Source organism: Pontibacillus chungwhensis BH030062, assembly GCF_000770675.1.
Classification (GTDB): Bacteria; Bacillota; Bacilli; order Bacillales; family BH030062; genus Pontibacillus; species Pontibacillus chungwhensis.
Genome location: NZ_AVBG01000007.1, coordinates 22,348 through 48,177, shown reverse-complemented (window position 1 = coordinate 48,177; position 25,830 = coordinate 22,348). Strand labels below are relative to the sequence as shown.

Genomic DNA, 25,830 nt, shown 5'->3' with positions numbered 1-25,830 from the left:
TTATTCGAGTGCCGAAACCCGAATCAGGGGGGCAACGCAACGTAAATTCGTGATTCCGAAACCGGGTTTTCGAAGATGTGAGTGTCGAACCGTGTTACGTTATTAACTGTGCTAAGGCAAGTAGCAATTATAAGTTAAATGTTTGTTAGATAATTTTCAAGAACAAATCAACAGACAAAGAAAAACAAGGAAATGTAACTACACTTCTTATACAGGAGGGGGCAAGAGTTATCTCAGGAAAGAAGATCGGGGTGGGTACTTTCCTTCTTGCAGTTGTTTTAACGATTAGCTATACGTTGTTGTCAACGAGTAAGCCCGTAGAGAGTAAAACAATGCAAGACGGTACAAAGATGAAATTTCGTACCCAACAACAAACAATCGAAATCTATCAAAATGAATCCTGGTCGCCTCTTACTGTTAAAGGGGTGAACCTGGGAGCAACTCTTCCGGGCTACTATCCCGGATCACTCCCTCTTGATCAAGAGACGTATAAACGTTGGTTTAAAAGCATGAAGGATATGGGAGTCAATACCGTCCGCATTTACACCATTCACGAACCGGTGTTTTATGAATCACTAGTAGAATTCAACCAAAATCATCCTGAAGATCCTCTTTATTTCATTCAAGGGATATGGTCACCGGTAGAGCAACTACGTGAAACAGATGATGCACGAGCCCCTGAAGTAACAGCTGCTTTTAAAGAGGAAATTGAAAGAGCGGTTGGAGCAGTCTACGGAGAGACTACGATCAAAGAAAATGCAGGGAAAGCAAGCGGGACATTTGATACAAATGCAGCGCCGTATTTGCTCGCCTGGCATTTAGGAACAGAGTGGGATCCAAAAATGGTTCAAAACACAAACAAAACTCACGAAGGTGAGGATGTATTTAAGGGGGAGTCGTTCAGAGCAACAAACGAGGCGAACCCATTTGAATCTTGGCTCTCGGAACTCTTAGATTACACAGCTCAACTGGAAAAGGAAAAAGGGTGGCAGCATCCGATGACGTTTACAAATTGGGTGACGACAGATCCGCTAGAACACCCTGAAGAACCACTCATTATGGAAGACAGGGTGAGCGTTGACGCAACTCATATAAAGGAGCAGGACTGGGACGGGGGCTATTTTGCTTCCTTCCATGCCTATCCTTACTACCCCGATTTTTTAAGACTGGGGAAGGCCTATAAGAATGTGTTAAATGAAGAGGGCAAACCAGACGCTTATAAAGGCTACCTTAAAGAATTGAAAGAGTATCATAAGGAAATGCCCATCATGATTACCGAGTTCGGTTTACCATCTTCGCTCGGTGTCGCCCACTTAGGTCGGTACAATCGTGACCAGGGAGGGCATAGCGAAGAAGAGCAAGGGAAGATGAACGCAGAGCTGTACGAGCTGATCGCCGATGAAGGCTATGCAGGAGTTGCCCTTTTCACATGGCAGGATGAATGGTTTAAAAAAACATGGAACACCATGCCCTATGTGGAACAAGGTCGGCGAGCGTATTGGTTTAACTATTTATCTAGCGAAACATCTTACGGACTTATTGGCATGTACCCAGGCCTAGAAGATGATATTCGAATTGACGGTAGCAATGAGGAGTGGGGCGAGCTTAAGAAAGTTCAAACACACGATGTAGAGAATGGCCCTATAGAAACTATTTCTTTCACACATGATGAAGGGTTTGTCTACATGAACGCTAGATTTTCGGAAGATTATGAAATAGCTAGTGAGCCATTTCGCTTAGGTGTGAATACATTGCCTGGAGGCTCAGATGTTTCTTCTTCTGAAATAGGAGTCGAGGCGCTCATTACGTTAAGTGGTGAAGAGGGTGAGGTTAAGCTTTCATCAGGCTATGACCCTCATCACCGTTTGTATAAAGACGAGCAAGCTGCTCAACCGTCACCAGATCAAAAGTTCGTTCCATGGAAGTTACCTGTAAGTCTTAAATTTGAACCTCCTAACACAAGACATGCCCATCCGTTTGAAGATGTGGGCGTTGGAGGGTTAAAGAGAGGAGACGCAGGAGCTTTCAAAAGTAAGGATTACGATCCGCAAGCTTTTTGGGAAATGAAAGGAAACGTCATTGAGATGAAGATTCCTTGGGCGTTACTTGGCTTTTCTGATCCTAGTCAGCGAAAGGTTGTCAGCTATCCAGATCAAAAGGAATCTTCAAGCATTACGACTGAATCAGTTAAATCAATCGAATTCCTCCCGCTCATTGGAGAAGAGCATGAAACATCGTTCTCCTACACATGGGATGAGTGGAGCAAAGTAAATTATTCAGAACGAAAGAAGAGTAGTTTTTATTATATGAAAGAAGCTTTATCAAACTAAAGGAGGACTGAGTATGTTTTTCAATTTAGAAGCGGCTTTTTATGTCATTTATGTACTGGCTGGACTCATGGCAATCATGTCATCTATTATTATCGGCATTAAAGTGAGGAAGAAACAAACCCGTAAGAAAACAGAACAAGTCATGCACCACCATAAAAGTTACTTTACGTACATTACTCAACAATTGGATGCGAGGGAATCGTTACAAACTCCAAAAAGAGAACTAACAACATTTGAGAAGAAGGTCTTCCAACGTGAGTTAGTAGAACGAATCGAGCGTCTATCAGGGGCTCAGCGGGGGAAGCTCATACAGCTTTGCAAAGATCTTGGCCTCACGGAATTTAATTTAAAACGTTTGAAGAGTGGACGACATTACGTTCGCTTAGAAGCTGCTTATAACTTAGGAGCTATGCGATGCGAGGAGGCTGTTCCTACCCTTTGCAAAATGCTCTACAAGAATAAGAAAGACTCAACGCGCTTTATCGTAGCCAGATCTATTGCTCAAACCGCAACATCCACAGGGCAAATCAATGATATGATTCATTATTTAGCTAAGGACCAGGAGAATAACTATCCATTAATTGTCGATATTGCCAAAGAGTCTGATTTGGATTTACGCGGGCCATTCATCTCTTTATTAAAGGAACCAAATCCAGAGCTAACGAAAGTGGGACTGTTTGGGCTAAGAGATCAGCCTGATGCTGAAATGCATTCCATTCTAAGGCCTCACCTCAATTCAGAGGACTACGATATTCGTACGAACGCAGCGAAGCTAATGGTTGCCTCTGGAGGTTCAACAGCACAACAGATGGAACAGTTCATGAATTTTAAAGATGAAGAAGTTCGCTTGTTTACAGCGGAATGGATTGGCCAGACTGGCGTGAAGAAATATCAAGAAGTACTTGAGCTAGGTGTTCAAGATGAAGATAAACAGGTTGCAAGGAAGAGTGCTAGAAGCCTTTCTCAGTTAGGTGATTCTGGATTCCGAACTCTTTGTAAGCTTGCTGTTAGTAATTTACGAAATGAAACAATTGCTTTTGAAATGATCCATGAATATTTGAAAGAAAGCGCTGCTGGATATTCTACGAATCGAAAAGTAGCTGATTATCACCGTAAACTATCGATTTATGAAACTTATTTCGGCAAAGACCAAGAGCTTATTGACGCCATGTAATTGGTAGAAAGGGGAGAGGCATGAGAGAAATATTACTCGGTTACGGCATATTCGCTATGTATTATGTCTTAACTATCAACACGATCTACTTCGGGATTATCTTATTCTCATTTAAAGAAATCTCTAAAATTCTAAAAAGCACGACCTTCTCAAAATACAAATCGTTATCAGGGTCGAACAATGTACCACCGATTTCGATACTAGTACCAGCCTTTAACGAGGAGTTAACGATTATCGAAAACGTTCGTTCACTTCTCGCTCTACACTATCCGAAACACGAAGTTATTGTCGTGAATGATGGATCAAGTGACGACACGGTCGGTGTTTTGATTAAAGAATTTGAACTTCAGTATTACAAACCAACATCCATTAAAGATGTCATTAAAACGGCGAAGGTGAGAGGGCTTTACTATAACCCAGATTATCCAAATCTTTATGTTGTGGATAAAGAGAATGGCGGTAAAGCGGACTCATTAAACGCAGGAATTAACTTATCGAGTTATCCGCTTATCTCGTCTATTGACGCTGACTCGTTATTAGAAGAAGATGCGTTGATCCGCATTGCTCGCATGTACATGGAAAAGCCCGAAGAATACGTTGCGATTGGCGGGAATGTCCGCATTGCGAACGGATGCAAGATTGAAAATGGCGTCGTGAAAAACGTAAAGCTCCCTAAAAAGCTATTGCCAATGTGGCAGTTAGTTGAATATATGAAAGCCTTCTTAGGTGGACGTATTGGCTGGAGTTCTGTAAATGGCCTTATTATCGTTTCTGGTGCGTTCGGAGTATTCCGTAAAGATTATGTGGTCGAAGTTGGGGGCTACCGAGGTGGTTACCCAGGTGAAGATATGAATATCATTATTAAACTTCACCGTCATATGCTTGAGAACAATTTACCGTATAAAGTTGCCTTTTGTCCTGACGCTGTTTGTTGGACGCAGGCACCTGATACATTCAAAATCCTTGGAAGCCAACGTAAGCGCTGGGGTCGCGGTAACTTGAAGAACATGATCGAGGAAGGGCGCTTTATGTTTATGCGACCGAAATATAAGATCATGGGTTGGCTTACCATTCCCTATAACATCATTTTCGAAACATTAAGTCCTTATTTCAGAATTACAGGATTACTTGCTCTAATTGGATATGCACTTATGGACATGTCTGGGTGGAAGATTTTACTCGTCTTTAGCTTAATCAATATTCTCTACGGAACACTACTCGGAATTGGATCTATGCTTCTTGAAGAAATTGCTTTCCAACGTTATCCGAGAATTCGAGACTTCTTTAAGATGTTGATCTATACAGTACTCATGTTCTTTGGATATAGACAGCTTGGCATTCTATGGAGGTTCTTAGGTCACATCGACTTCTTCCGTAAGAAGACCTCTTGGGGAACGATGGTCCGAACAAGTTTCAATGAAGATAAGAAATCAGCTTAATGCAAAAAGGGGGTAGAGAGCTGTGGAACAGCAAGTGGGTTCACGGATTATTCAGACGTTTCATCATTTTCTAGAGTATTATCAGGAAAGTAACTTAGCTTGTGGAATGATTATCGCTCGCGCAGATCTTAATGCCAAAGAGCTTGAGAAGCTAAAAACTCATATGGAACGCCTCGAGCCAGAGGTTGGTGTTCAGTTTAGTCATGATCAGACAGAAGGGTTGGTTGGGATTTTACTAGACAACCGTACGATTGGGTATTCTCACTTTTATTCCTTATATGTGAAAGACTTCTTAGAAGAGAATGGCTATCTTTCGGGATCCATATTGGTTGGGAGTTTTCCTGAAAGCAGCCCATACGCTGAGCAGATGCTCTTCGATATGGTATCTGAAATTATTTCAGAGAACGGACCTCAAGGTGAGATCCGCGTCTTCAAGAAAGAAAATAAAAAGAAGCAAGATTCGATCTTAATTGTGGATAGTGATGAAAAAGTGTTGGAACTGGTTACCTCGTATTTCACTCATAAAGGGTACACCGTTCACACCGCTACAGATGGTAAAGAGGGTGTAGCTCAATACGAGAAGCATCATCCAAGCCTTGTGATTACAGAGATTAATTTATCGGCTCTTGGTGGTTATCAGTTCATTCATCATATTCAACATGTAGAGGCTATAAAGGCTGCGCCTATTATGGTGTTAACGAATAAGCAATTAGAAGAAGATGTTAAGCGAACATTCGAATACGGGGTATCCGATTATATCACGAAGCCATTTTCCTTAATGGAACTCGAGTCACGAATGGTTCAGTTGTTACAAGCAGTTCATTCATAATTTATTTAGGGGGATTTATTCATGAAATATGCAAATCATTTAGCGCAAAAAATTGAAGCGAAAAAAGCAAATATCGGTGTAATCGGTATGGGGTATGTAGGACTTCCGCTAGCTGTTGAAATGGTGAAATCCGGTTTCAACGTAACAGGAATTGACCTTGACCCGAATAAAATCAACGCACTAAAAGCAGGAGACTCTTATATTCAGGACATTACAGATGAAGATCTTAGAGAAGCACTTGAATCCGGTCGTTTCCGTCCTTCAACAGACTATGATCTTGTCAATGAACTAGATGCCATCAGCATCTGTGTTCCAACTCCTTTAAGTGAGAACCAAGATCCTGATACGTCTTATATCACAAGCGTCATCGAGAAAGTGAAGCCGAGCATGAGAAAAGGGACTTTGATCACGCTTGAGAGTACAACGTACCCAGGGACAACAGAAGAACTCATTCTTAGTGAGTTTAATAAGTTAGGCTACCAAGCTGGTGAAGATTTCTTCCTATGCTACTCGCCTGAACGTGTAGACCCAGGTAACGACACGTTTAACACGAAGAACATGCCGAAAGTTATTGGCGGTGTGACGCCGAAATGTAGCGAACTTGGTGCAAGCCTGTATCAGAACTACGTAGGCAATGTTGTTCCTGTTTCATCTCCTCGCGTTGCAGAGATGTCGAAGCTTCTTGAGAACACGTTCCGTAGTGTGAATATTGCTTTTGTGAATGAAATTGCGATGATGTGTGAACGAATGGATATCGATGTTTGGGAAGTCATTGATGCAGCAGCGACGAAACCATTCGGCTTCATGAAATTCCAACCGGGACCTGGAATCGGCGGCCACTGCATCCCGCTTGATCCAATGTACCTTTCTTGGAAGGCAAAAGGATTCCGTTTCTACAGCAAGTTCATAGATCTGGCGCAATCCATTAATAGCAACATGCCTGACGTTGTTGTGTCTAAAACATCACAAGTTCTTAACGTTTACGGCCGTTCAGTGAATAGCTCAAACATCTTGATTCTTGGCATGGCGTACAAGCCAAATATCAGTGATCTTCGTGAATCTCCAGGCCTTTATCTATATGAGCTATACAAAGAGAGCGGTGCTAACGTAGAGTATTGCGATCCACATGCTCATAGCTTCATTGATGACGACGGAGAGATTGTAAGATCGGTTCCTTACAACAGAGAGCAGCTTAAGAAATACGATTGCATGGTGCTTGTAACAAATCACTCTGACTTTGATTATCAAGAACTTGCTGATCTTGGAGTACCAATTGTAGATACTCGTAACGCGTTTGAAGAATTCGACCGCGATCACATTCACAAGCTCGGAACTTCTTCTAAAGTACACACTAAAGATCATTCTATTGCATTATAAGAACGTTTATTTGACGTAACCATTACAAAAACACACAAGACAAGGGAGATGAGAAACATGTGCGGAATCATGGGGTATATCGGACAGCAGCACACACAAGAAATTTTAACAAACGGTCTTAAGAAGCTTGAATATCGCGGCTATGACTCTGTTGGGGTGGCAATCCACGACGGAGAAGCGGTTCAAGTAACGAAAGCAGAAGGGCGCTTAGATAACCTGGCGTCTCGTCTAGAAGACGCACCACTTCAAGGTTCTATCGGAATTGGTCATACACGTTGGGCGACGCATGGTCGTCCTTCTGATGAGAACTCTCATCCTCATACTGACAGTGAAGAGACAGAATTCGCGGTTGTTCACAACGGAATTATCGAGAACTATATCGAGCTAAAGCAAGAACTTGTTGCAGAGGGCGCAACATTCACATCTGAAACAGACTCAGAAGTCATCGCGCATTTACTTACGAAGCTATATGATGGCGATGTTGTCTCAACCATCCAGAAAGTCGTTGAGAAATTAGACGGTGCTTATGCGTTAGGTGTTGTATCTCGTCATACACCAGGGAAACTTTACGCTGTTCGACAAGCAAGTCCACTTATTATTGGCTCAGGAAACGGGGAGAACTTCATTAGTTCAGATATCCCAGCAGTCTTAGAGCATACGCGTGATGTGTATATCTTAGAAGATGGAGAAATGGCTGTACTAACAGAAGAAAGCATTTCTTTAATGGATGTGCGTACAGGTAACAGCATCTCTCGCGACCTATTCCGAGTTGATTGGGATATGGAACAAGCGGAGAAGAACGGCTTCGACCACTTTATGTTAAAAGAAATCTTCGAACAGCCGAAAGCTCTTGAAAAGACAATGGCTGGTCGAGTAGATAAAGAAACAAACGAAGTTGATTTCCCTGAGCTTGCTTGGACAGAAGAACAAGTAGCGAAGTGGGATAAAGTTCATATTGTAGCATGCGGTACAGCTTACCACGCTGGACTATTAGGTAAAGCAGCTATTGAAGAATTAACGCGTACACCGGTTGATGTAGAAGTAGCCTCAGAATTCCGTTACCGCAATCCAATCGTAAATGAAAATACGCTTGTCATTGCGGTGAGTCAATCAGGTGAAACAGCCGACACATTAGCGGCACTACGCCAAAGTAAGGAACTGGGCGCAAAAACGTTATCCATTACGAATGTTGTAGGGAGCTCGATCTCTCGTGAAGCCGATGACGTTATTTTAACACTAGCAGGACCAGAGATTGCCGTTGCTTCAACGAAAGCATACACGACTCAAGTATTATCGTTCTATCTACTAGGTATTTACTTAGCTCAGAAGAAGAAGCAAATCACACCAGAACAAAATGCTCAATACATGGCAGCTCTTCAGGAAGTACCGGAGCAAATGGAAGAGATCTTGTTCCATAACGATGAGATTAAAGAGTACGGCGAATCCATTAAAGATGCGAAGAGTGTGTTCTTCTTGGGACGTGGAATCGATACCGCAGTCGCACTTGAAGGGTCATTGAAATTAAAAGAGATTTCATACATCCATTCTGAAGCTTATGCTGCTGGGGAGTTAAAGCATGGTACGCTTGCCTTGATTGAAGAAGGGACACCGATTATCTCCCTGCTTACTCAGGAGAAGCTGTACGATAAGATGCTTGGAAACATCAAAGAAGTGAGTGCACGAGGAGCGAATGTTTTAGGGGTTACGATGAGAGGGAATGTGAAAGTAACACAATACGTTGATGAGACGTGCTTCATTCCAGAAACATATTCTCTATTTACGCCATTACTATCTGTTCTCCCTCTACAGCTGATTTCCTACTACACATCTCTAGCGCTTGGAAACGATGTGGACAAGCCACGTAATCTGGCTAAGAGTGTAACGGTAGAATAATTCTAAAAGGAGGTTCCCTCTTGCAAAAGGAACGTCACCAAACAACGCTCGATGAATCAAACTTGAAGACGATTATGCTAAGCATCCAAGAAAAGATTAACGACCAAACCATCTCAGAAGATGGCCAAATCTTAAACAAACTAATTAACGACCTGCGCCCCCATTTCCATCAAGCAGGCAACGAATAACATACTCTAACAGACACGCTTTACTCGTGTAGCAAGATAAAGCGTGCCAGACACCCTTTAGTGAAGTGAAGCGTGCCAGACACCCTTCACCTCACTAAAGTACATATGAAAGTGAGGAGTGAAGGATATGGAACGTACATACGCAGTTGTGTTAGCTGCTGGTAAGGGAACTAGAATGAAGTCGGATCTTCCGAAAGTGCTTCATCCTGTTTGCGGAAAGCCGATGGTTGAACATATTACTGATTTATTAAAGGAACTACAGATGAACGAAATTGTAACTGTTGTGGGTCATAAGAGCGAAATGGTTAAGGAGAAGTTGGGAGAGTCTGTTACGTATGCTCATCAGTCTGAGCAATTAGGGACAGCGCATGCTGTTCAAATGAGTGCAGACCAGCTTGCTCATCAGGAAGGGACGACGGTCATCATCACAGGAGACACCCCTCTTATTACGAGCAACACCGTTCAGAACTTGCTCGACCACCACCGTGAAACAAATGCAGCAGCGACGATCTTAACGATGCTACCTGAGGATCCAACAGGATACGGACGAATCGTAAGGAACAAAGACGGAAACGTAGAACGTATTGTGGAGCAAAAAGATGCCACACCTGAAGAACAATCTATCACAGAAGTGAACACAGGCATCTTCTGTTTTGATAATAAGTTACTATTCCAATCTCTCAATCAAGTTGGAACGAACAACAATCAAAGCGAATACTACCTGCCTGATGTAATCGAAATTTTAAAAGAGCAAGGATATACGATCTCAGCTACCTCAACAGAGGATGTAGCCGAAGGGCTTGGTGTCAATGATCGCATCCAACTTGCTAAAGCAGAAGAAATCATGCAGCAGCGGATCATTGAGCGTCACATGAAGAATGGGGTTTCTTTCATAGATTCTTCTTCTAGTTATGTTGAGGCTGATGTGAAGATTGGCCAAGATACGCTGATTGAGCCTCGCGCTCATATACGAGGGAAATCGGTAATTGGTTCTTATTGTGTGATTGGACCTGATGTTGATTTAAAAGACCTTGAAGTTCGGGACAAAACAAGAGTTCAGAATTTCTCGATGACCAATGATATTTGTAAAATCCCTATTCATTCATAAAGGGTGGGCGAAACAATTGTGAACAAGCTTGTTAGGGTTATCAAAACGTACAAGATCTCCGCTATAATCTTGAGTGTGTTCATTATTTTAGGAGTGGGTTACATGATCTTGAGTGAAGATCAAAATCAATCGAAAAAAGCAACTTGGATTTGGGACGTCTCTAAAATAGAGGAAGATCCTGCACAAGCGGTTTCCTTTTTGAAAGAAGAAAAGGTGAATCTGGTGTATCTTCATATTGATTTTGAAACCTTTAGACCAGGCCCGTTTCGTTCCTTTATTCAACAAGCCAGTAAAGCGGACATTGATGTTTATGCGCTAGGTGGAGACCCGAACTGGGCGCTCATTAAAAATCGGGATAGCCTCGATCGATTTGTCTCCATCGTCCATGATTACAATAATACGGTTGGTGAGGATCAGAGATTCGCTGGCGTTCATGTTGATATTGAGCCGTACCTCTTATCACAATGGAAAGAGGATGCTGACAATGTCATCAATCAATGGATGATGAACAGCGTCCATTTGATTAGTGAAGCGAAGGAGCAGGATCACCTGACAGTCAGTGGCGATTTTCCTTTCTGGATTCACGAGAAAAAAGTTCCTTATAAGGATCAGACGTTAAGTGAGTGGATGATCGAACACTACGATTCCATGACGTTGATGGCCTATCGGAATAAGTCAGAAGGGCCAAATGGTATCCGATCTATTTCACAACCGATTGTAAATGAAGCTAGTAAAGAAGGTAAATCCGTTATAGTCGGTGTCAATGTTATAGATACTGCAGAAGGAACTCACACCACGTTCCACGGTGATAAACCAGGAACAATGAGCCAGGAATTAAAGGTTTTAGAAGACGCCTACAAAGGGAATAAAGGCTTTGGAGGCACAGCGATACATGATTATTCGCATTGGATTGACCATGTGGATTAATTATAAATAGATAGACTTTGTAAAAAATGCATCTCCCCCTTATTATAGATGCAAAAAAACGCAATCCACCATGAGTGTGGATTGCGTTTTTTATTTGGTCTTAGCTTGAAGACTTCAAGCTGATACATTTTAGTATGGAGGGGCCGTTACGTTTATTGAGTGGTTTCCCGGTCTACCTTATACTCAACCAGAGCTAATGGAAACGTTACGTTTTACCCTACACATCAGCGTTAATTTGTATGGGCGGTACTGGTGGTATGGGAGCAACTTGTTGGCCGAGGGGTGGGCCGCCTATGACGAAGACGGGGCCTTCTCCTTCGTTAGGTGGATATCCATATGGGTAAGGGCCTGGGCATTTTGGGGAGTAGGGGAATGTAGTAGAGTAGAAGGGTGGATAGAAAAATAGGGCATCGTATACACCCCAGAAGATATCGCCAGTTGCGCCAAAGGGAAATCCTCGAAATGGGTAGCCGTTCCAAAAAGCGTCACCCTCGAATGTTTTCTCTCCTTTGTTTAAGGGGAGCAGGGGAGACTTTGGTTGTTTCATAGATGCTGACCTCCTGTGAAGACAATTTTCTTTATACTATGCAGAAATGAGGAGATAGGGATTCTGTTTTATGAACACTGTCATCTTCTTCTCATATTCTATAAGGGTAATTGCCTAATGAGGGGTGTATAATATGGTAAAAGAAGAAGTGCAACAACTAGTGAATTACCTTATCGAAATCGAACATGTATCTACAACTCTATATTTAGCTATGTCAGCTTACATGGATCGTCAGGATTACACAGGAATGGCAAAATGGCTGAGGCTTCAGTCTAATGAAGAACGTACTCATATGCTCATGTTAATTGATTATCTAGCGGGGAAAGATGGGGAAGTGAAGCTTGCAGAGGTGCCTGCTCAACCAAGTGACTTCGGAACACCTCTTGAAACGTTTCAAAAGGTTTTAGAGCATGAGCAATTTGTTACGAATGCTTATCGTCAAGCCTATGAATATATCAATCCTGTCGATCCTCAAACAGGCGTCATTGTTCAAGATTTCTTAAGGGAACAGATTGACGAAGAAGCTCAATCGCTTACCATTGTCCAAAGACTAAAATTAGCATCCAATAATCCTGCTGCTCTCTTAGTTATTGATCAGGAATTAGGTCAAAGACAAGATGGAGCAAATGCGCCAGGATAATGAATAAAAGCAGGTGATGACATGAATCATGATCAACAATCCATAGAGAAAGCAATGAAGAGTGCGAAGGCGTCGATTGAGCTAGAAGGATCCCACATTACAGAAGAGCACGAACAGCTTGTTCGGAAAAGTTTATTAGGAGAAATCTCGCACGAACAGTTCGTAGAGTTGGCTTTGGAACTAGTCCGGCAGAGGAAAGATCATAAATAATCTAATCCCAAAACAACCTCCCCCTTCTCAGTTGAAGGGGGAGGTTGTTTTACTCTCTTCTAAGAGGAAGGGTGCAACATCTAAATGACCCACCTGATTTAATAATCTCAGAGAAATCTACAGGTATAACCTTAAATCCTTTTGCTTTTAACCCGCGGTTAACTTGTTTGTTTTGAGGAAGGCTGATAATGGTTTTGTTTCCAATCGCTAGTACGTTTGGCCCCATTTGAAACTGCTCTTCACGTGTCACCCTAATGAGGTTGAAGGTAGATGCGATCATGCCTAGCCCCTCTGGAGTAAAGGCAGGAGGGTAAACAATAGCTGTATTATTATCCACTATATTAAAAACGCAATCCAGGTGAAGAATTGACTCATCGAGGGGTAATGGAACGACGGTGTAGGACGGGAGGCGCTCTTGTAAGGCTTGTATAGCCTCGCGTTTGGTTCGGCCGCTCTCACCTACGTAAATCGTGGAACCATTCACAACGACATCTCCCCCCTCGATTGAAGAAGGAAGACCATCTTCATAGGAGATGTTGTGGTCTAGGAGCCATCTCTTTAAAGTTTCTGTTTCTTGGTTTCGTACATCTTCGCTCATTGAGGCGATATACAATCGCTCATCTAAGGTGAACGCAATATCTCTTGTGAAGACTTGTTCAGGCAAGGCAGGATCAGCAGGTAGCTCTTCGACCTCTATATTTTGCTCCCTTAACACATGAACGAAATTTTCATGTTGCTCTAAGGCAAGTGGGACGTTAATATTTTGGTCTTTATAATGTTTCTGTGTTTCGTTAATCACTTCAGTAATCTCCATAAAGGAAGGCTTCACGACAAGGACTTTGTGTAATGATGTGTATTCTGACTTACAATGAATGTTGCTGGCTGTTTCTATTCCTGTTCCTCTCATGCTTGTAACCTCTTTCTTATGAATTTAACGTTGCTTATGATGAAAAGGACATTGTCCTTCAATAGGCTTGATGTCGTCTCCGATAAATGACTGCTTCCATTCGTTGTGTGTAGGATCTCCAAAGTGGCTAATGTCCGGATGCGTCGGCAATTGATCCCACTTTTCTACACGTGCTCTCACTTTCTCGCGTGACATAATGCCCCCTTTTTCGGTTCCCTCTAAACCTTGAAAAATAACACGGGGCTGAAACCCTAAAATTAAACTATTCCCTAAATTTCTAGTTTTGCGTTGTTTGTATGCAGGAGCATTGCCAAACGTGAAAATCGGCTCGCCTCCAAAGTGAAAATCCCATAAATAATGTTCTGGATCTCTCGGTGCTTCTTCCGGCCAAGAAAACCGGTCATGGTCATGAAGGTACTGTAAGACATTCCAGAAATACTCTCGGTAATAATCCACTGATTGTTCCTCTGACTCTGGTTCCACAAAAATAAACAGTCCATGCCTTGGTGCATTTGGCTCTTTAAACAAACTTAAGAAACTCTCAACAGCTTCCGGTAAATGACTCCACTGGTCATGACTTATATAGGAATAACGAAGTTCCCCCTTGTTCTGAGCTTTCATGCCAAAAAAACATGGGAAAGTTGGTTCCGTTACGATTTGACTAAACGTCTTGTATTCTTCTATAAGCCAACTTGGAAGATGATTAGAAGTTTCAAAATCCTCTTTATGAAGCAAATATGGGCTACCCGTTTGTAACATGAATATTCTCCTTTATATGTAATGATTCATGATCGATATTCTGGGGTTGTGGGCTATCTATTTTCTATAACCTAATTTGATAGGAGTGAAACATTCTATTGTGATATAACTTTTTAGGGGGTGGGAGAGAGGAAGAAGGGATCGTATCTATAGAAAAAGCCGCATAAACAATGGTTTATGCGGCTTACTAATAAAATTATTTCTCTTTATTTGGTGAGTTGGTAAGTGGCTCTTCTTCGTCTTCTAAGAAACGAAGTAAATCACCGTACACAAGTTTGTCAGATAAGTTTAATTCTGTTTGTCCTTTTTGAGCAATATCATCACATTCTGAACCTTCTACTTCTTGGCCTGTCGCTTTGTTATAGCATTTCTCGGAATCGCCGTCATAGACGTATTTATCTGTTATAACGGAACCATCACGTAGAATAGCTAGGTCTTCACGATCTTTTGCAAGCAGGTCCGTACCAAATTGAATGTCATTTTCGTTCTTAACACCTAAAAGGTTTAAGATGGTTGGTTTTAAGTCAACTTGGCTTCCGACTGTATCCACTGTTTTACCCTCTAAACCAGGGGAGTGGATAATAAGAGGAACACGCTGTAATTGAGTGTGCTCAAATGGTCGAATCTCTGTGCCCATAATTTCAGACATTGCTCGGTTATGGTTTTCAGAGATGCCGTAGTGGTCTCCGTACATAATGAAGACCGTATCTTCATACTCACCGTTTGCTTTCATATCTTCAAAGAATTTCTTGAAAGCTTCATCCATATAGCGCGCTGTTTGGAAGTAACGGTCGACTGTACCGTCTCCAGTTTGCGTCTGGTCAATCATTACATCTTCCTCATCGTTCAGAACGAATGGATAGTGGTGCGTTAGTGTAATGAATTTCGTGTAGTAAGGCTTCTCTAAGCTCTTAATCATTGGCATGGATTGTTCAAAGAACTCCATGTCTTTTAACCCATAGTTTACTGAGTTTTCAGGCGTTACGTCATAATCTTTCTTAGAGAAGAAACGATCGTACCCAAGAGCTGGGTACATGACATCACGGTTCCAGAAACTATCGTTATTACCGTGGAACACAGCGGATGTATACCCTTTTTCTTTTAGAATTTCAGGAGTTCCATTAAATTCGTTACCAGCATTGGTTGTGAAGACAGCGCCACGTGGTAGTGGGTATAAGGAGTTCGCAAGGAGGAACTCAGAGTCTGATGTCTTCCCTTGACCTGTGTTGTGGTAGAAATTATTAAAGTAAACAGAGTTTTTATCGTCAATTAAGTCGTTTAAAAATGGCGTAACTTCCTTACCATTTACTTTGTAATCAATAGCAAAGTTCTGTAAGGACTCCATTGATATAAGCACAACGTTCTTGCCCTCTAAGGCGCCAAAGTTTTCGCTTTTTGGATCCTTTTGACTAGACAAGTAGTTACGTACTTCTGTTAGCTCATCGCTTTCTGCGAATACGCGGTGTGACTGGGTATTTGCCGTCATAACCGTGTCGTATAGGTGGAAGTTGTAGACTCCCATAAGTTTAACAAACATGGCACGGTCAAATGTACGTGTTAAAAGTTCAGAACGCTCTTCGTTAGCTAAGTTCAGGTTCAACGAAATCGCTAAAAGAGATGTAGCAACAATGGCACCCATCGTACGTTTTTTCACGCTTAGTGAAAGTTGGCCTTTTTTCATTCGGGCCCAAACGAATAGAGCGACAACATCAACCCAGAACAAGAGGTCTGTGACACTCATAAGAGACTTTGCACTTCCCCCGAGCTGAGCGAAGTTCTTGTACTGCATTAATACCGGGATGGTAATAAAGTCGTTAAAGAATCGGTAATACACAACGTTTGCAAACAGAACAAACGTCATGATGAAGTATAAGGTTAGAAATGCTTTAATTCGCTTCGCCTTTGGAAAAATGAAGCTTAGAGATAAGAAGAATAGAATCGACCCTAGTGGTGTAAGAGCCAGGATATATTCTTGGATTGTATTTTCTAAGTCTAAGGAAAACGAAAATCTAAATGCTAAATAAGATTTGGCCCATAGCAATACGGTAGCTATGAGAAAGAAGAATAGTCCACTTTGTAGCAACCGGTCTACTCTTTTATTCATGTGTGATCCTCCTTTGATTGCTGGTTCCATGATTGATTGTGATTGAGGATATCGTGCTTCTATCTGTATAGTCAAAGTGCTTGAGATCCTACATTTACAAATTCTTTAGAATTTAATTATAGATTTATTTTGAAAAAGGTCAATGGGAACAGTACTCAAATTAGCCAAAATGACTATGAAATGTACCCTTTATTCATAGAATTGTCACGATTTTAAATCTATGACCTTACAAAAATTTAACATGTTTTTAACGTAATATCAAAGGTTATTTTTACATATTTAGTAAATAACGAGTTTCGCACCGACGGTATCCTCATATATATTCACCAATATCCTTACATTTAAACTACAAATCCCCTTCATCATACTAAAGCGTGCCAGACACCCGGTGGTCCTCTACAGCACTAAAGGGTGTCTGGCACGCTGTGGGTCTTTACAGTGGTAAAGTTAATGTGAGGGTGTGGTATTATATAATAAGGAAAGGGGAGGGTTAGATTGATATCTAGTGTGGGGTTGCCTGGGCTTATGATGGTGTTTGTTGTAGTGTTATTGATCGTGATGTTTGTGGTATCTTTTTCATTGTTTATGAAGAAGATCCTGAAGAGGCAAGATCACACTCGTAATATTGAGGCGCGTTTAGATCGTTTAGAGAAGAAGGTCGATCAATTATTGGAAGAATCTAATCGTAAATAAAGCGACACTCGATGATTCACAAAAGACAGATCGAGTTTTTGGATCTACTTCAATAAAGTGTGCGTAAATGGATAGATCCACTTCATAATCTGTTTATGTTACACAGAATGATATGTATTATGATCTACATAGAAAAGGGAAAGTCAGGCTTATTGATCCTTTATTCATGAGCCGTGGTAGTCTTATAAGGATTTCTGAACAACCCGATTAAGTGAAGCGGATGGGACAAGAAGCATATGAAAAAGCCAAGAAAGGCGCTTATGTAAAATAGTAAATGTGTAGGAGAGAGGTTACGCGACCTCTCTCCTTTTTATATATCAAAAATTAAACATCAAATACTTCAGCAAGATGCTGGCGAAGTTCTGTCATGTACGTGTCAATGTCAGGGTTTTTGATGACATCAAAGGCACCAAAGCTTTTCAGTGGTTCCATACCTACATATTTTTGCATGTTATGAAGGTGATCAATTGCTTCTTCAAGATCTTGTCCTTTAAAGAACTCATCATGATTGCTGAATGCATCTTTTGGAGCGTTCCATGTCGTTGAGAACATGTACTTTCTCCCTGTCATAAGGCCGCTTTCTCCATACTTTTCTCCACCACCGAAGAAAACGCCTGGTTCGTAGACAGAATCCATATAGGTCTTCGTTCCACCCGGTAGACTGAACCAATACATTGGCGTTTGGACAACAATGGTATCTGCCCACTTGAATTTTTCTTGCTCTTCTTTTACATCATATCCTTCACTTACAACCGTTGTTTTCACATCATATTTTGTAGAGAGCTTCGTTACGATTTCATCGAAAAGGGTTTTGTTTAGGCGGCCCTCTGCGATTGGGTATGGTTCGTGCCCGTTGATAACTAAAATATTGTTCATGATTAACATCCTTTGTTTAATAGTTTTATTGTTCGAAAACCATCGAACTGTTAAAACTATAGCACCTCGGTTAGGGGAATGCAAATAAAAAAAGAGAACCACCAAAAAGGAGGTTCTCAAGTTACGCTACAAATCTTCTTCATTTACTTTTCCGATCGCATCGAGTAATCCAGGAAATTTTCCTTCGATTTCTTCCGTTCGTATGGAGTAAAAATGCTCCTTTCCTACAATTCGGGCCTGGATTAATCCTGCTTCTCTTAAAACTTTTATATGATGAGATACCGTTGACTTTGGTAGTTGAAGTTGCAGCGTGTAATGGGTGCAATTGTTTTCTTCTGTATCTCGCAGACACCGAATAATCTTTGCACGGTTTGGTTCACTAAGGGCCTGCAAAACTTTTGTAAATGTAACACTTTCTATTGGTGGCTGATAAGGTATTTTCATACATCATATTGTATCGATTATTACAAAGGAAGGCAACATCATCGATTTGAGCATTCGGGAGTAATCATATAGGAACAACACCAAACATTTATCTTAAGGAATACATTTCAACGGATAAGGGTATTCCCTTACATAAACCAATATAGGAGGGAATACCGGTGCCAAAAGCATTATCAGGAAAGATTTCATTATTTATGTTAGCCATATTTGTAGGGCAGCTGCTTGCTCTCCTTATAGTAGTGTCTATGGAGGGGCTGTTAACCATTGTGACTTTCTCTTATTTAACACGATATACAGCCATTATTGGACTAATTGTTGGGGTTGTAGGAGTCATACAAGAGAAAGGGAAAGGCAAGATTATTCCGATTTTAACGCTTCTGTTAAGTGTTGGATTAGCTGTATTTAATGGCTATCTGATGTTTATGTGGGGCTAATGTTAAAATTTTTAACTATTAAATTGTTAAAATCCTTTGACAATTCTAACCTACCCTTGTAGTATATGGATTAACGAAAAACACATATGAAAACAATCTTCTTATCCAGAGAGGTGGAGGGACTGGCCCTTTGAAACCTCGGCAACGGATTCTATTAAGTTAGAACACCGTGCCAATTCCTTCAAGCTTCGGCTTGAAAGATGAGAAGAGACGGATCTACATATACGTAAATCCCCTCTTCTTATTATTTTAAGAAGAGGGGATTTTTTGTTGTCGCAAGAGAAGAGAAGCAGGACATTTTTTATTCGTGAACCAAGTATTCCAATCTGTTTTTAAGATAATAAAGGAGGCAGACAACATGATCGAATTACACAATATCGAGAAAGTGTACAAAAAGAATGATCAAACCATTCGTGCGGTTGACGGCGTCAATGTATCGATCGATAAAGGAGCAATATATGGCGTCATTGGATTTAGTGGCGCGGGTAAGAGTACACTTCTCCGGTGCGTAAACCTAATTGAACGGCCAACATCAGGAGAAGTGAAGCTAGACGGTGAGGACCTGACTCAATTACCGAAATCAAAGCTACGGAAAGAGAGACGTCGAATAGGAATGATCTTTCAGCATTTTAACTTGCTGGAATCGAAAACCGTTTACCAAAACGTGGCCTTTCCACTTTTGCTAGATGGACAAAAAGGAAAGCAAGTGGAAGGAAAGGTGAAGGAGCTGCTTGAGTTTGTCGGGTTAGCAGATCAAGCAGGGAAGTATCCTGAGGAGCTTTCCGGAGGACAGAAGCAGCGAGTGGGCATTGCAAGAGCCCTCGTTCGATCTCCTGAGGTGCTTCTTTGCGATGAAGCCACTTCAGCTCTTGACCCGCAGACAACCGATTCGATTTTAGATCTTTTGAGACAAATTCGTGAAGAGTACCACATTACAATCCTAATGATCACGCATGAAATGCAGGTCATTCGTGAGATTTGCGACAGGGTGGCTGTTATGGAAGATGGAAAAGTGATTGAGGAAGGCACCGTCTTTGATATCTTCTCAAGTCCGAAGCATCAGACAACGAAGAATTTCGTCAGCTCGGTTATGAACGATAAGATTCCTGAATCGATTCTACAAGCCTTAGATAGTACACGGCACGTATACAGGGTGACGTTCCTAAGAGAACAAGCTTCAGAGCCTATTCTTTATCGGGCTGCTACTCAGCATCATGTTGAAGTGAACGTGTTGTACGGGCAAATTACCGAACTGCAAGGTGAACCATTCGGAAGTCTGATCGTCGAATTTATTGGAGGAGAGAAAGAGATCTTTAAAGCTCTACATTCCATCCAGCAATCAGTGACAGTGAAAGAGGTGACGCGCGATGCAAGTTGATTTAGCCACATTTTGGCCCAAGATTTTAGAAGCGACACAAGAGACAATCGTTATGGTGGCCATCGCTTTACTGTTTGCAATTCTAATTGGCTTACCGCTTGGGATTTCTCTTGTCGTAACGAGAAAGAATGGGCTTCTTGAAAATGGTCCTTTATTTAAAGTATTAAACGGCATAGTGAACTTCTTTCGTTCGATCCCGTTCATTATCTTATTAGTGGCGATCTTACCGATCACACGGTTTATCGTGGGTACTTCAATCGGTACAGCAGCTGCCGTTGTGCCTCTTGTATTCTTCTCAGCCCCCTATATTGCTAGGCTTGTTGAGAGTAGTTTACTAGAAGTTAATCCAGGTGTTGTGGAAGCAGCAGAATCCATGGGGGCAACGCCTTGGCAAATCATTTACCGCGTCTTTTTACCAGAAGCACTAAGTTCTCTAGTCTTAAACATTACGATCGCAACCATTGGCTTAGTTGGTGCATCAGCGATGGCTGGCTTCGTTGGAGGTGGTGGTCTTGGTGACTTGGCTATCTCTTATGGATATCAACGATTTGAAACAAACGTCATGATTGTAACCGTCATTTTACTCGTAGTCATTGTTCAAACGGTTCAGACGTTAGGAAATTACATTTCAAAAGCTGTACGCAGACGATAAAGGAGGAGATTACATATGAAGAAAAAAGTTATTCTATTCATAGCATTATTAGCAACAGTAGGAGCCGCTCTAGCAGGGTGTGGTAGTACAGAGGCTCAAGGAGAAGGAGAGACAACGACCGTTAAGATCGGTTTAAATGGTTCTGGAGTTCCGTTATGGGAGCCGATTAAAGAAAAAGCTGCAAAAGAAGGCATCGAGATTGAGCTTGTTGAGTTTTCGGATTATGTAAGACCAAACCTAGCTCTAGCTGATGGTGATATTGATTTAAATGCCTTCCAAACGGTGTCCTACTTCGATTCATTTATTAAAGAGCATGATCTTGATCTTGAACCAATAGGAACGACACTTATTGCACCGATGGGCGTTTACTCAGAAGAATACGATAATCTTGAGAATATTCCAGAAGGAAGTACCATCGCGATTCCAAAAGAGGCAACAAATATGGGAAGAGCGCTTCTATTACTTGAAAAGTCAGGTTTAATTGGACTTCCGGATGACTTCGATGGAAATGGTTCTTTAGACAAAATTAAAGAGAATCCGAAAAATATAGAATTCACACCAGTTGTTGCGGCTCAAACGCCTCGTGTGCTACCGGATGTGGCAGCGAGTGTAATTAACAATGGAGTTGCTGTAGAAGCAGGCTTTGTACCAGTCGACGATGCGGTCTTCATTGAAGGAGATACTGCAACACCTTATATCAATATTATTGCAGCAAGAGCAGATGAAACCGATAAAGAAGCGTATCAGAAGATTGTAGAAATCTATCAAACAGAAGAAATTGCAGAGCATATCCGTGAAACATACAACGATTCTCTAATCCCAACTTTCGTACCACTTGAGAAGATTGGTTGGTAATTTCAAATAAGGAGTGAGTCGCATGAGCACTTTTAGAACAACAGTAGAACAAGAAATTACGCGGCATGTGGATGCCCAAGCGGCTGTATACCTAGACGTAAGTCACCGAATCCATGAGAATCCAGAGATCGGTAATGAAGAGTATTACGCAAGCGAAACGTTATGTGGATTGCTAGAGCAAGAAGGATTTGAAGTTACCCGGGAAATTCCAGAACACGATACAGCTTTTATTGCCCGTAAAAAAGGACGAGACAAGGGTCCTAAAATAGGGTTCCTCGCTGAGTATGATGCATTGCCTGGCCTCGGTCATGCGTGTGGTCACAATATTATCGGCACAACGAGCGTTGCGGCAGCGATCTCGCTCAGTAAAGTTCTCGACCAAACTGGAGGTGAAGTCGTTGTACTTGGAACTCCTGCTGAAGAAGGGGGACCAAATGGCAGTGCTAAAGGGACATTTGTCAGGCACGGACTTGTTCAGGATTTAGATGCTTGCATGATGGTTCATCCTTCAAATCAGACAAACGGAACATCAGCGTCTCTAGCTGTTGACCCGCTAGACTTTGAGTTCTTCGGTCAATCGGCTCATGCGGCTGCTAAACCAGAGTATGGCATTAACGCTTTAGATGGCGTGATCCAACTTTTTAATGGGGTAAATGCGATTCGCCAGCACGTTACAGACGACGTTCGTCTTCACGGAGTGATCTTAGACGGCGGAGTCGCACCAAACATTGTCCCTGATTACGCCAGAGCCCGCTTCTTCGTTCGAGCAGCTAGCCGTGAAGCCTGTAATGAAGTAACAGCGAAAGTGAAACGGATCGCAGAAGGAGCAGCCCTCACAACAGGAGCGACGGTGAAGGTAACACCTATTCAAAACGGGGTAGATAACCTTGTGTTAAATGAACGATTTGACACTGCTTTCCGCGAGAAAGCTATAGCCCTTGGAGAGGACTACGTAAACGAGGGCCGTGAAGGAATTGGCTCTACAGACGCCGGTAATATTAGCCAAGTCGTCCCGACCATTCACCCTTATATAAAAATAGGACCCTCTGACCTCGTTCCGCATACAGATGCCTTTAGAGAAGCGGCAAAATCAGAACGAGGCGACCAAGCACTCATTACAGGAGCGAAAGCGTTGGCCTTAACGGGCATCGATTTGTTAACGAACCATGCCTTGTTACAAGAAGTTCAAGCAGAGTTTCAAGCTAAACAAGGTGTATGATTGAGCAGCCACTTGCAATGCAGGTGGCTGCTTTTTCGTCATTTCTTAGGCTAAACTAACAACCCACACAACGAAAGGTGTCTAATGACGTAGAAATATTACCGGGGAAATAGTCGAAACGTGCAACCTATGACTCATATTAAAGGAACAGCGTTTAGGGCTGTGCATTTGCGTGAAAAGAATAACTAACAAACCAAAAGGAGGGACTAGAAATGTTGCATAAACTAGTTGATAAGATTGTTGCCATTGTTACATTTATCCCAAGAATGCTTGGCCGTCTCATTAAGAAAATTGTCTAAAGGAAAGGAATAGGGGGAAAGGTACGGTTTACTGCATAGAAAGAGTAAATCGTGCCTTTCCCCCTATTTTTTATGCTGTGTTTTTTCTATTTTTAATAAGAAGAAGGACGAACAGTATGCTAGGTATGATCATTTGAAAGGGAACGTGTACATAAAGAGGCACAATATCCAATCCTTCCTTTATATGTTCGACGAAATTTGGACTAATTAGAATGGAGAGAATGACAACAAGAATGCCCATAAACCCAATTAATCCTTTGCTTTGTGTTCTCGGGAGTCTAAACAAATATTGAAGCATGGCAATCGCCGCATAAAAGAAAATCGTAATCTTAAAAAAGCCTGTAATTACCATAATAATGATGACGATTGGGTCCATTCGCTGTATAAACCCTTGTAAGTTTACGAGCGAAATTGTATCAAGGAGCGGCACCACCGACCTCATAGCAATCGCAGGCCCAAGCACCATCAAGATTGTTACGCTTATGATCAATAGGATCGTCCCGCTAATGAGTATACCCATTACTCCATACCGGAAGCTTTTTAACGGATGTTCCAGATGGGGGAAGATGATTGCAAAAACGATTAGTTCTCCAAAAGGGAATGTAATCCCCGTTGGGAAGACGAATGATAGAATTTCTCCTATATCTTGATTGAAAAAAGGCTGAAGGTGATGGACTTTAGGTAGATCCATGATGAATACAAACATCAAAAACAGTCCTCCCATCAGTAATGCAAATGGGAGAAATAGTTCACTTGTTCTGGCAATAACCTCAATCCCAAGGTAGCAAGCAAAACAAACGACAAACATAAACAAAAGGGAAACCGCTAATAAAGGTGTTTCATGCAAGATGGTCTGAGCGGTTAACATAGTAAAATCTCGTAACACACGTGCTGCTATATATAAGAAATAGGCTATATACATCCATATCAATATATACCCTAAGTAAGGTCCCGCCAATTTTTGAAGAACTTGTGGAAAAGGGGTATCAGGATAAGCAGTAACGAATCGAGTGAAAAGCCAGTAAAGCAAAACTCCGCCGATCATGCTCAATAAGATAACAATCCAGGCATTTTGCTTCGCTTCAAATCCAAGACCCACGATGATAGAGCTTCCGAATTCAAACAGAATAACGAGCGACAAGAATTGATAGCGTGTGATGGATTCTTTCATCGTGGGACTCCTTTCAAGAACGCTTGAACATTTTTCTGATGAATGTTGCGACTCCAATAAGAAGGGGGTAAAGAACCCCAAACGTTGCTGAATAATAGATCCAGGTCGTCTCATTCCACTCCGTTGCATAGATGCTACTAGGGTAAACAATTAGCGATAGTGCAATGACGAAAATCCCCAATGGAAAGGTAAGCGATCTGTAACTTTTCACCTTAAGAACTTGGGAGAGAGCGGTAACAGCAGCGTAAAAGTATAAAGATAATTTGAAAAAGATCGTCAATATCCAAGAGACAGCGATGATGACTTCGACTCTTTGAATCAAACCTTCTATGTTCAAGGTTTTTGCTAATACGTAAGTTGGATAGAGGTGGTGTGATATGTACGCTACTCCTAATACAGAAGTCGTGATAAAAGTAGCTGCTAAAATGGTTAACATCCCAAGGATATAAGCTAACGTTACTTTTTTTACTACCTTTTTCTTATCTTGAACAAGCTTAGGATATACCATGAATAAAACGATTAGAGGAAATGTTGATACACTCAAATCAAACCAAGCCCCCTTGAAAATCTCTTGTATTCCTGTTTCGAAGTAAGGCTTGATGTAGTTTAAGTCAATGCTAGGTATGCTAAAAACTAATATAATTAGTAATAAAACTGCCACATATGGAAAGAAAAGTTCGCCTGCTCTAGCAACGGTCTCAATCCCTAGATAAGTTCCATAAATGACGACGAACATGAACAAGATATGAATAAAAGCCTGAGGCGTTTCGTGTAACACTTGGACGACCATAAAGTGGCCAATGGTCCATAGTACTGTGGCAGAGCTAACGAGCGCAAATAGAATGAATAAGAGTGAGAATACCGTTCCGACCCATTTTCCAAATAGAAGACGATTCAAATCCACGATGTTTTGTTCCGGGTGCCATATACTGATTAAAAGGAAGAAGAGGATAAAAGCAGTACCAATGATTAATGCACTAACAACACTTATCCAAGCACTTTCTCTAGCTATATTTGCCAAGGTAGCAGGAGAGAGTAGAATGGAGGTGCCAATCACAAATAAAAATAAGAACACCATAAACTGTCTTACATTAATTTCTTCTTTTCCATTCATAAAACTCTCTCCTTTCCTCATGTGTTATCAAGTTTACCGGTAAGGTCATTGAAAGAAGCTGTGAACAGGATCATACACTACTGAGATCCACTCAAGTGGGTTTGGAATCGGGACCCCTAGTTGAAAAAGAATCAATATGGTTAACGAGAAACTCATGGTTACAATGTAGATAAGTGAATCTCGCTTATTAGATTGACTCCATAACCCTCGTATTTGAATCCAGCTGATTGCTATAATAACCCCGTATAATATGACCCACATCG

At 41.5% G+C, this 25,830-nt stretch carries 26 protein-coding genes and 1 riboswitch; of the genes, 17 read left to right on the top strand and 9 right to left on the bottom strand.

Going from position 1 to position 25,830, the window contains the following annotated elements; genetic code table 11:
• The first annotated feature begins 251 nt into the window (after nucleotides 1–251).
• The 9 genes from N780_RS10330 (at nucleotide 252) to N780_RS10295 (ending at nucleotide 11,265) form a co-directional block, all read left to right on the top strand.
• Nucleotides 252–2,330 (top strand): hypothetical protein, encoded by a 2,079-nt coding sequence (locus N780_RS10330; RefSeq protein WP_232299523.1) that lies wholly within the window; start codon nucleotides 252–254, stop codon nucleotides 2,328–2,330.
• A gap of 13 nt (nucleotides 2,331–2,343) precedes the next feature.
• Nucleotides 2,344–3,504, top strand: a complete 1,161-nt coding sequence (locus tag N780_RS10325) for a HEAT repeat domain-containing protein (RefSeq protein WP_036783492.1) — start codon at nucleotides 2,344–2,346, stop codon at nucleotides 3,502–3,504.
• 20 nt (nucleotides 3,505–3,524) lie between these two features.
• Nucleotides 3,525–4,943, top strand: coding sequence for a glycosyltransferase family 2 protein (locus N780_RS10320; RefSeq protein ID WP_084599517.1), 1,419 nt, complete (start codon nucleotides 3,525–3,527; stop codon nucleotides 4,941–4,943).
• Nucleotides 4,944–4,965: 22 nt separating this feature from the next.
• The gene (locus N780_RS10315; RefSeq protein ID WP_052115006.1) at nucleotides 4,966–5,772 is read left to right on the top strand and encodes a response regulator transcription factor; all 807 of its coding nucleotides are present in this window, start codon (nucleotides 4,966–4,968) and stop codon (nucleotides 5,770–5,772) included.
• A 21-nt stretch (nucleotides 5,773–5,793) separates the two neighbouring features.
• Nucleotides 5,794–7,149: a nucleotide sugar dehydrogenase gene (locus tag N780_RS10310; RefSeq protein ID WP_036783489.1), complete on the top strand. Its 1,356-nt coding sequence runs from the start codon at nucleotides 5,794–5,796 to the stop codon at nucleotides 7,147–7,149.
• 57 nt (nucleotides 7,150–7,206) lie between these two features.
• On the top strand, nucleotides 7,207–9,042 hold the full coding sequence (glmS, locus tag N780_RS10305; protein ID WP_036783484.1) for a glutamine--fructose-6-phosphate transaminase (isomerizing): 1,836 nt from the start codon (nucleotides 7,207–7,209) through the stop codon (nucleotides 9,040–9,042).
• 20 nt (nucleotides 9,043–9,062) lie between these two features.
• Nucleotides 9,063–9,230 carry a hypothetical protein gene (locus N780_RS19820; RefSeq protein ID WP_156969141.1) on the top strand — a complete coding sequence of 56 codons (168 nt, stop codon included), beginning with the start codon at nucleotides 9,063–9,065 and terminating at the stop codon, nucleotides 9,228–9,230.
• Nucleotides 9,231–9,357: 127 nt separating this feature from the next.
• A complete protein-coding gene (locus N780_RS10300) occupies nucleotides 9,358–10,338 on the top strand; it encodes a sugar phosphate nucleotidyltransferase (protein ID WP_052115005.1) in 981 nt (326 codons plus the stop codon).
• Between the two features lie 102 nt (nucleotides 10,339–10,440).
• The gene (locus tag N780_RS10295) at nucleotides 10,441–11,265 is read left to right on the top strand and encodes a hypothetical protein (RefSeq protein WP_052115004.1); all 825 of its coding nucleotides are present in this window, start codon (nucleotides 10,441–10,443) and stop codon (nucleotides 11,263–11,265) included.
• Between the two features lie 217 nt (nucleotides 11,266–11,482).
• Here the strand turns inward: N780_RS10295 and N780_RS10290 are convergent, their stop codons facing one another.
• Nucleotides 11,483–11,812, bottom strand: a complete 330-nt coding sequence (locus N780_RS10290; protein ID WP_036783481.1) for a hypothetical protein — start codon at nucleotides 11,810–11,812, stop codon at nucleotides 11,483–11,485.
• Nucleotides 11,813–11,945: 133 nt separating this feature from the next.
• Here N780_RS10290 and N780_RS10285 point away from each other — a divergent pair, with 133 nt between their 5' ends.
• Nucleotides 11,946–12,452 carry a ferritin gene (locus N780_RS10285; protein WP_036783479.1) on the top strand — a complete coding sequence of 169 codons (507 nt, stop codon included), beginning with the start codon at nucleotides 11,946–11,948 and terminating at the stop codon, nucleotides 12,450–12,452.
• A 21-nt stretch (nucleotides 12,453–12,473) separates the two neighbouring features.
• Entirely contained in the window at nucleotides 12,474–12,662 is a 189-nt protein-coding gene (locus N780_RS10280) for a hypothetical protein (protein ID WP_036783473.1), read from the top strand.
• Between the two features lie 49 nt (nucleotides 12,663–12,711).
• Here the strand turns inward: N780_RS10280 and N780_RS10275 are convergent, their stop codons facing one another.
• The 3 genes from N780_RS10275 to N780_RS10265 all read right to left on the bottom strand — a co-directional run bounded on the left by N780_RS10275 (nucleotide 12,712) and on the right by N780_RS10265 (nucleotide 16,432).
• Complete coding sequence (locus N780_RS10275; RefSeq protein WP_036783469.1) at nucleotides 12,712–13,569, bottom strand: dimethylarginine dimethylaminohydrolase family protein; 858 nt, start codon at nucleotides 13,567–13,569, stop codon at nucleotides 12,712–12,714.
• A gap of 24 nt (nucleotides 13,570–13,593) precedes the next feature.
• Nucleotides 13,594–14,328 (bottom strand): YqcI/YcgG family protein, encoded by a 735-nt coding sequence (locus tag N780_RS10270; protein ID WP_036783468.1) that lies wholly within the window; start codon nucleotides 14,326–14,328, stop codon nucleotides 13,594–13,596.
• A 196-nt stretch (nucleotides 14,329–14,524) separates the two neighbouring features.
• Nucleotides 14,525–16,432 (bottom strand): LTA synthase family protein, encoded by a 1,908-nt coding sequence (locus N780_RS10265; RefSeq protein WP_052115003.1) that lies wholly within the window; start codon nucleotides 16,430–16,432, stop codon nucleotides 14,525–14,527.
• A 495-nt stretch (nucleotides 16,433–16,927) separates the two neighbouring features.
• Between N780_RS10265 and N780_RS10260 the strand changes: the two genes are divergently transcribed.
• Entirely contained in the window at nucleotides 16,928–17,125 is a 198-nt protein-coding gene (locus tag N780_RS10260) for a DUF4083 family protein (RefSeq protein WP_036783459.1), read from the top strand.
• 324 nt (nucleotides 17,126–17,449) lie between these two features.
• Here the strand turns inward: N780_RS10260 and N780_RS10255 are convergent, their stop codons facing one another.
• Together N780_RS10255 and N780_RS10250 are read right to left on the bottom strand one after the other, a co-directional pair.
• The gene (locus N780_RS10255) at nucleotides 17,450–18,001 is read right to left on the bottom strand and encodes an NAD(P)H-dependent oxidoreductase (protein WP_036783456.1); all 552 of its coding nucleotides are present in this window, start codon (nucleotides 17,999–18,001) and stop codon (nucleotides 17,450–17,452) included.
• Between the two features lie 126 nt (nucleotides 18,002–18,127).
• Nucleotides 18,128–18,445: an ArsR/SmtB family transcription factor gene (locus N780_RS10250; RefSeq protein WP_036783455.1), complete on the bottom strand. Its 318-nt coding sequence runs from the start codon at nucleotides 18,443–18,445 to the stop codon at nucleotides 18,128–18,130.
• A 158-nt stretch (nucleotides 18,446–18,603) separates the two neighbouring features.
• Here N780_RS10250 and N780_RS10245 point away from each other — a divergent pair, with 158 nt between their 5' ends.
• The 5 genes from N780_RS10245 (at nucleotide 18,604) to N780_RS10225 (ending at nucleotide 22,983) form a co-directional block, all read left to right on the top strand.
• Nucleotides 18,604–18,879 (top strand): hypothetical protein, encoded by a 276-nt coding sequence (locus N780_RS10245; protein WP_036783454.1) that lies wholly within the window; start codon nucleotides 18,604–18,606, stop codon nucleotides 18,877–18,879.
• A 98-nt stretch (nucleotides 18,880–18,977) separates the two neighbouring features.
• A riboswitch (SAM riboswitch) is annotated at nucleotides 18,978–19,086 on the top strand.
• A gap of 151 nt (nucleotides 19,087–19,237) precedes the next feature.
• Nucleotides 19,238–20,257: a methionine ABC transporter ATP-binding protein gene (locus tag N780_RS10240; protein WP_036783451.1), complete on the top strand. Its 1,020-nt coding sequence runs from the start codon at nucleotides 19,238–19,240 to the stop codon at nucleotides 20,255–20,257.
• Nucleotides 20,247–20,909, top strand: a complete 663-nt coding sequence (locus N780_RS10235) for a methionine ABC transporter permease (protein ID WP_036783446.1) — start codon at nucleotides 20,247–20,249, stop codon at nucleotides 20,907–20,909. Before N780_RS10240 ends, N780_RS10235 begins: the two co-directional genes overlap by 11 nt.
• Before the next feature lie 15 nt (nucleotides 20,910–20,924).
• Nucleotides 20,925–21,764 (top strand): MetQ/NlpA family ABC transporter substrate-binding protein, encoded by an 840-nt coding sequence (locus tag N780_RS10230; protein WP_036783443.1) that lies wholly within the window; start codon nucleotides 20,925–20,927, stop codon nucleotides 21,762–21,764.
• 22 nt (nucleotides 21,765–21,786) lie between these two features.
• Entirely contained in the window at nucleotides 21,787–22,983 is a 1,197-nt protein-coding gene (locus N780_RS10225) for a M20 family metallopeptidase (RefSeq protein ID WP_036783438.1), read from the top strand.
• A 369-nt stretch (nucleotides 22,984–23,352) separates the two neighbouring features.
• On the opposite strand, the gene N780_RS10220 is transcribed toward N780_RS10225, so the two are convergent.
• The 3 genes from N780_RS10220 to N780_RS10210 are packed head-to-tail and all read right to left on the bottom strand — an operon-like array spanning nucleotide 23,353 to nucleotide 25,828.
• A complete protein-coding gene (locus N780_RS10220; RefSeq protein WP_036783436.1) occupies nucleotides 23,353–24,453 on the bottom strand; it encodes a GerAB/ArcD/ProY family transporter in 1,101 nt (366 codons plus the stop codon).
• A 13-nt stretch (nucleotides 24,454–24,466) separates the two neighbouring features.
• The gene (locus N780_RS10215; RefSeq protein WP_036783434.1) at nucleotides 24,467–25,567 is read right to left on the bottom strand and encodes a GerAB/ArcD/ProY family transporter; all 1,101 of its coding nucleotides are present in this window, start codon (nucleotides 25,565–25,567) and stop codon (nucleotides 24,467–24,469) included.
• A 45-nt stretch (nucleotides 25,568–25,612) separates the two neighbouring features.
• The gene (locus N780_RS10210; protein ID WP_036783433.1) at nucleotides 25,613–25,828 is read right to left on the bottom strand and encodes a hypothetical protein; all 216 of its coding nucleotides are present in this window, start codon (nucleotides 25,826–25,828) and stop codon (nucleotides 25,613–25,615) included.
• Between the last annotated feature and the right edge of the window lie 2 nt (nucleotides 25,829–25,830).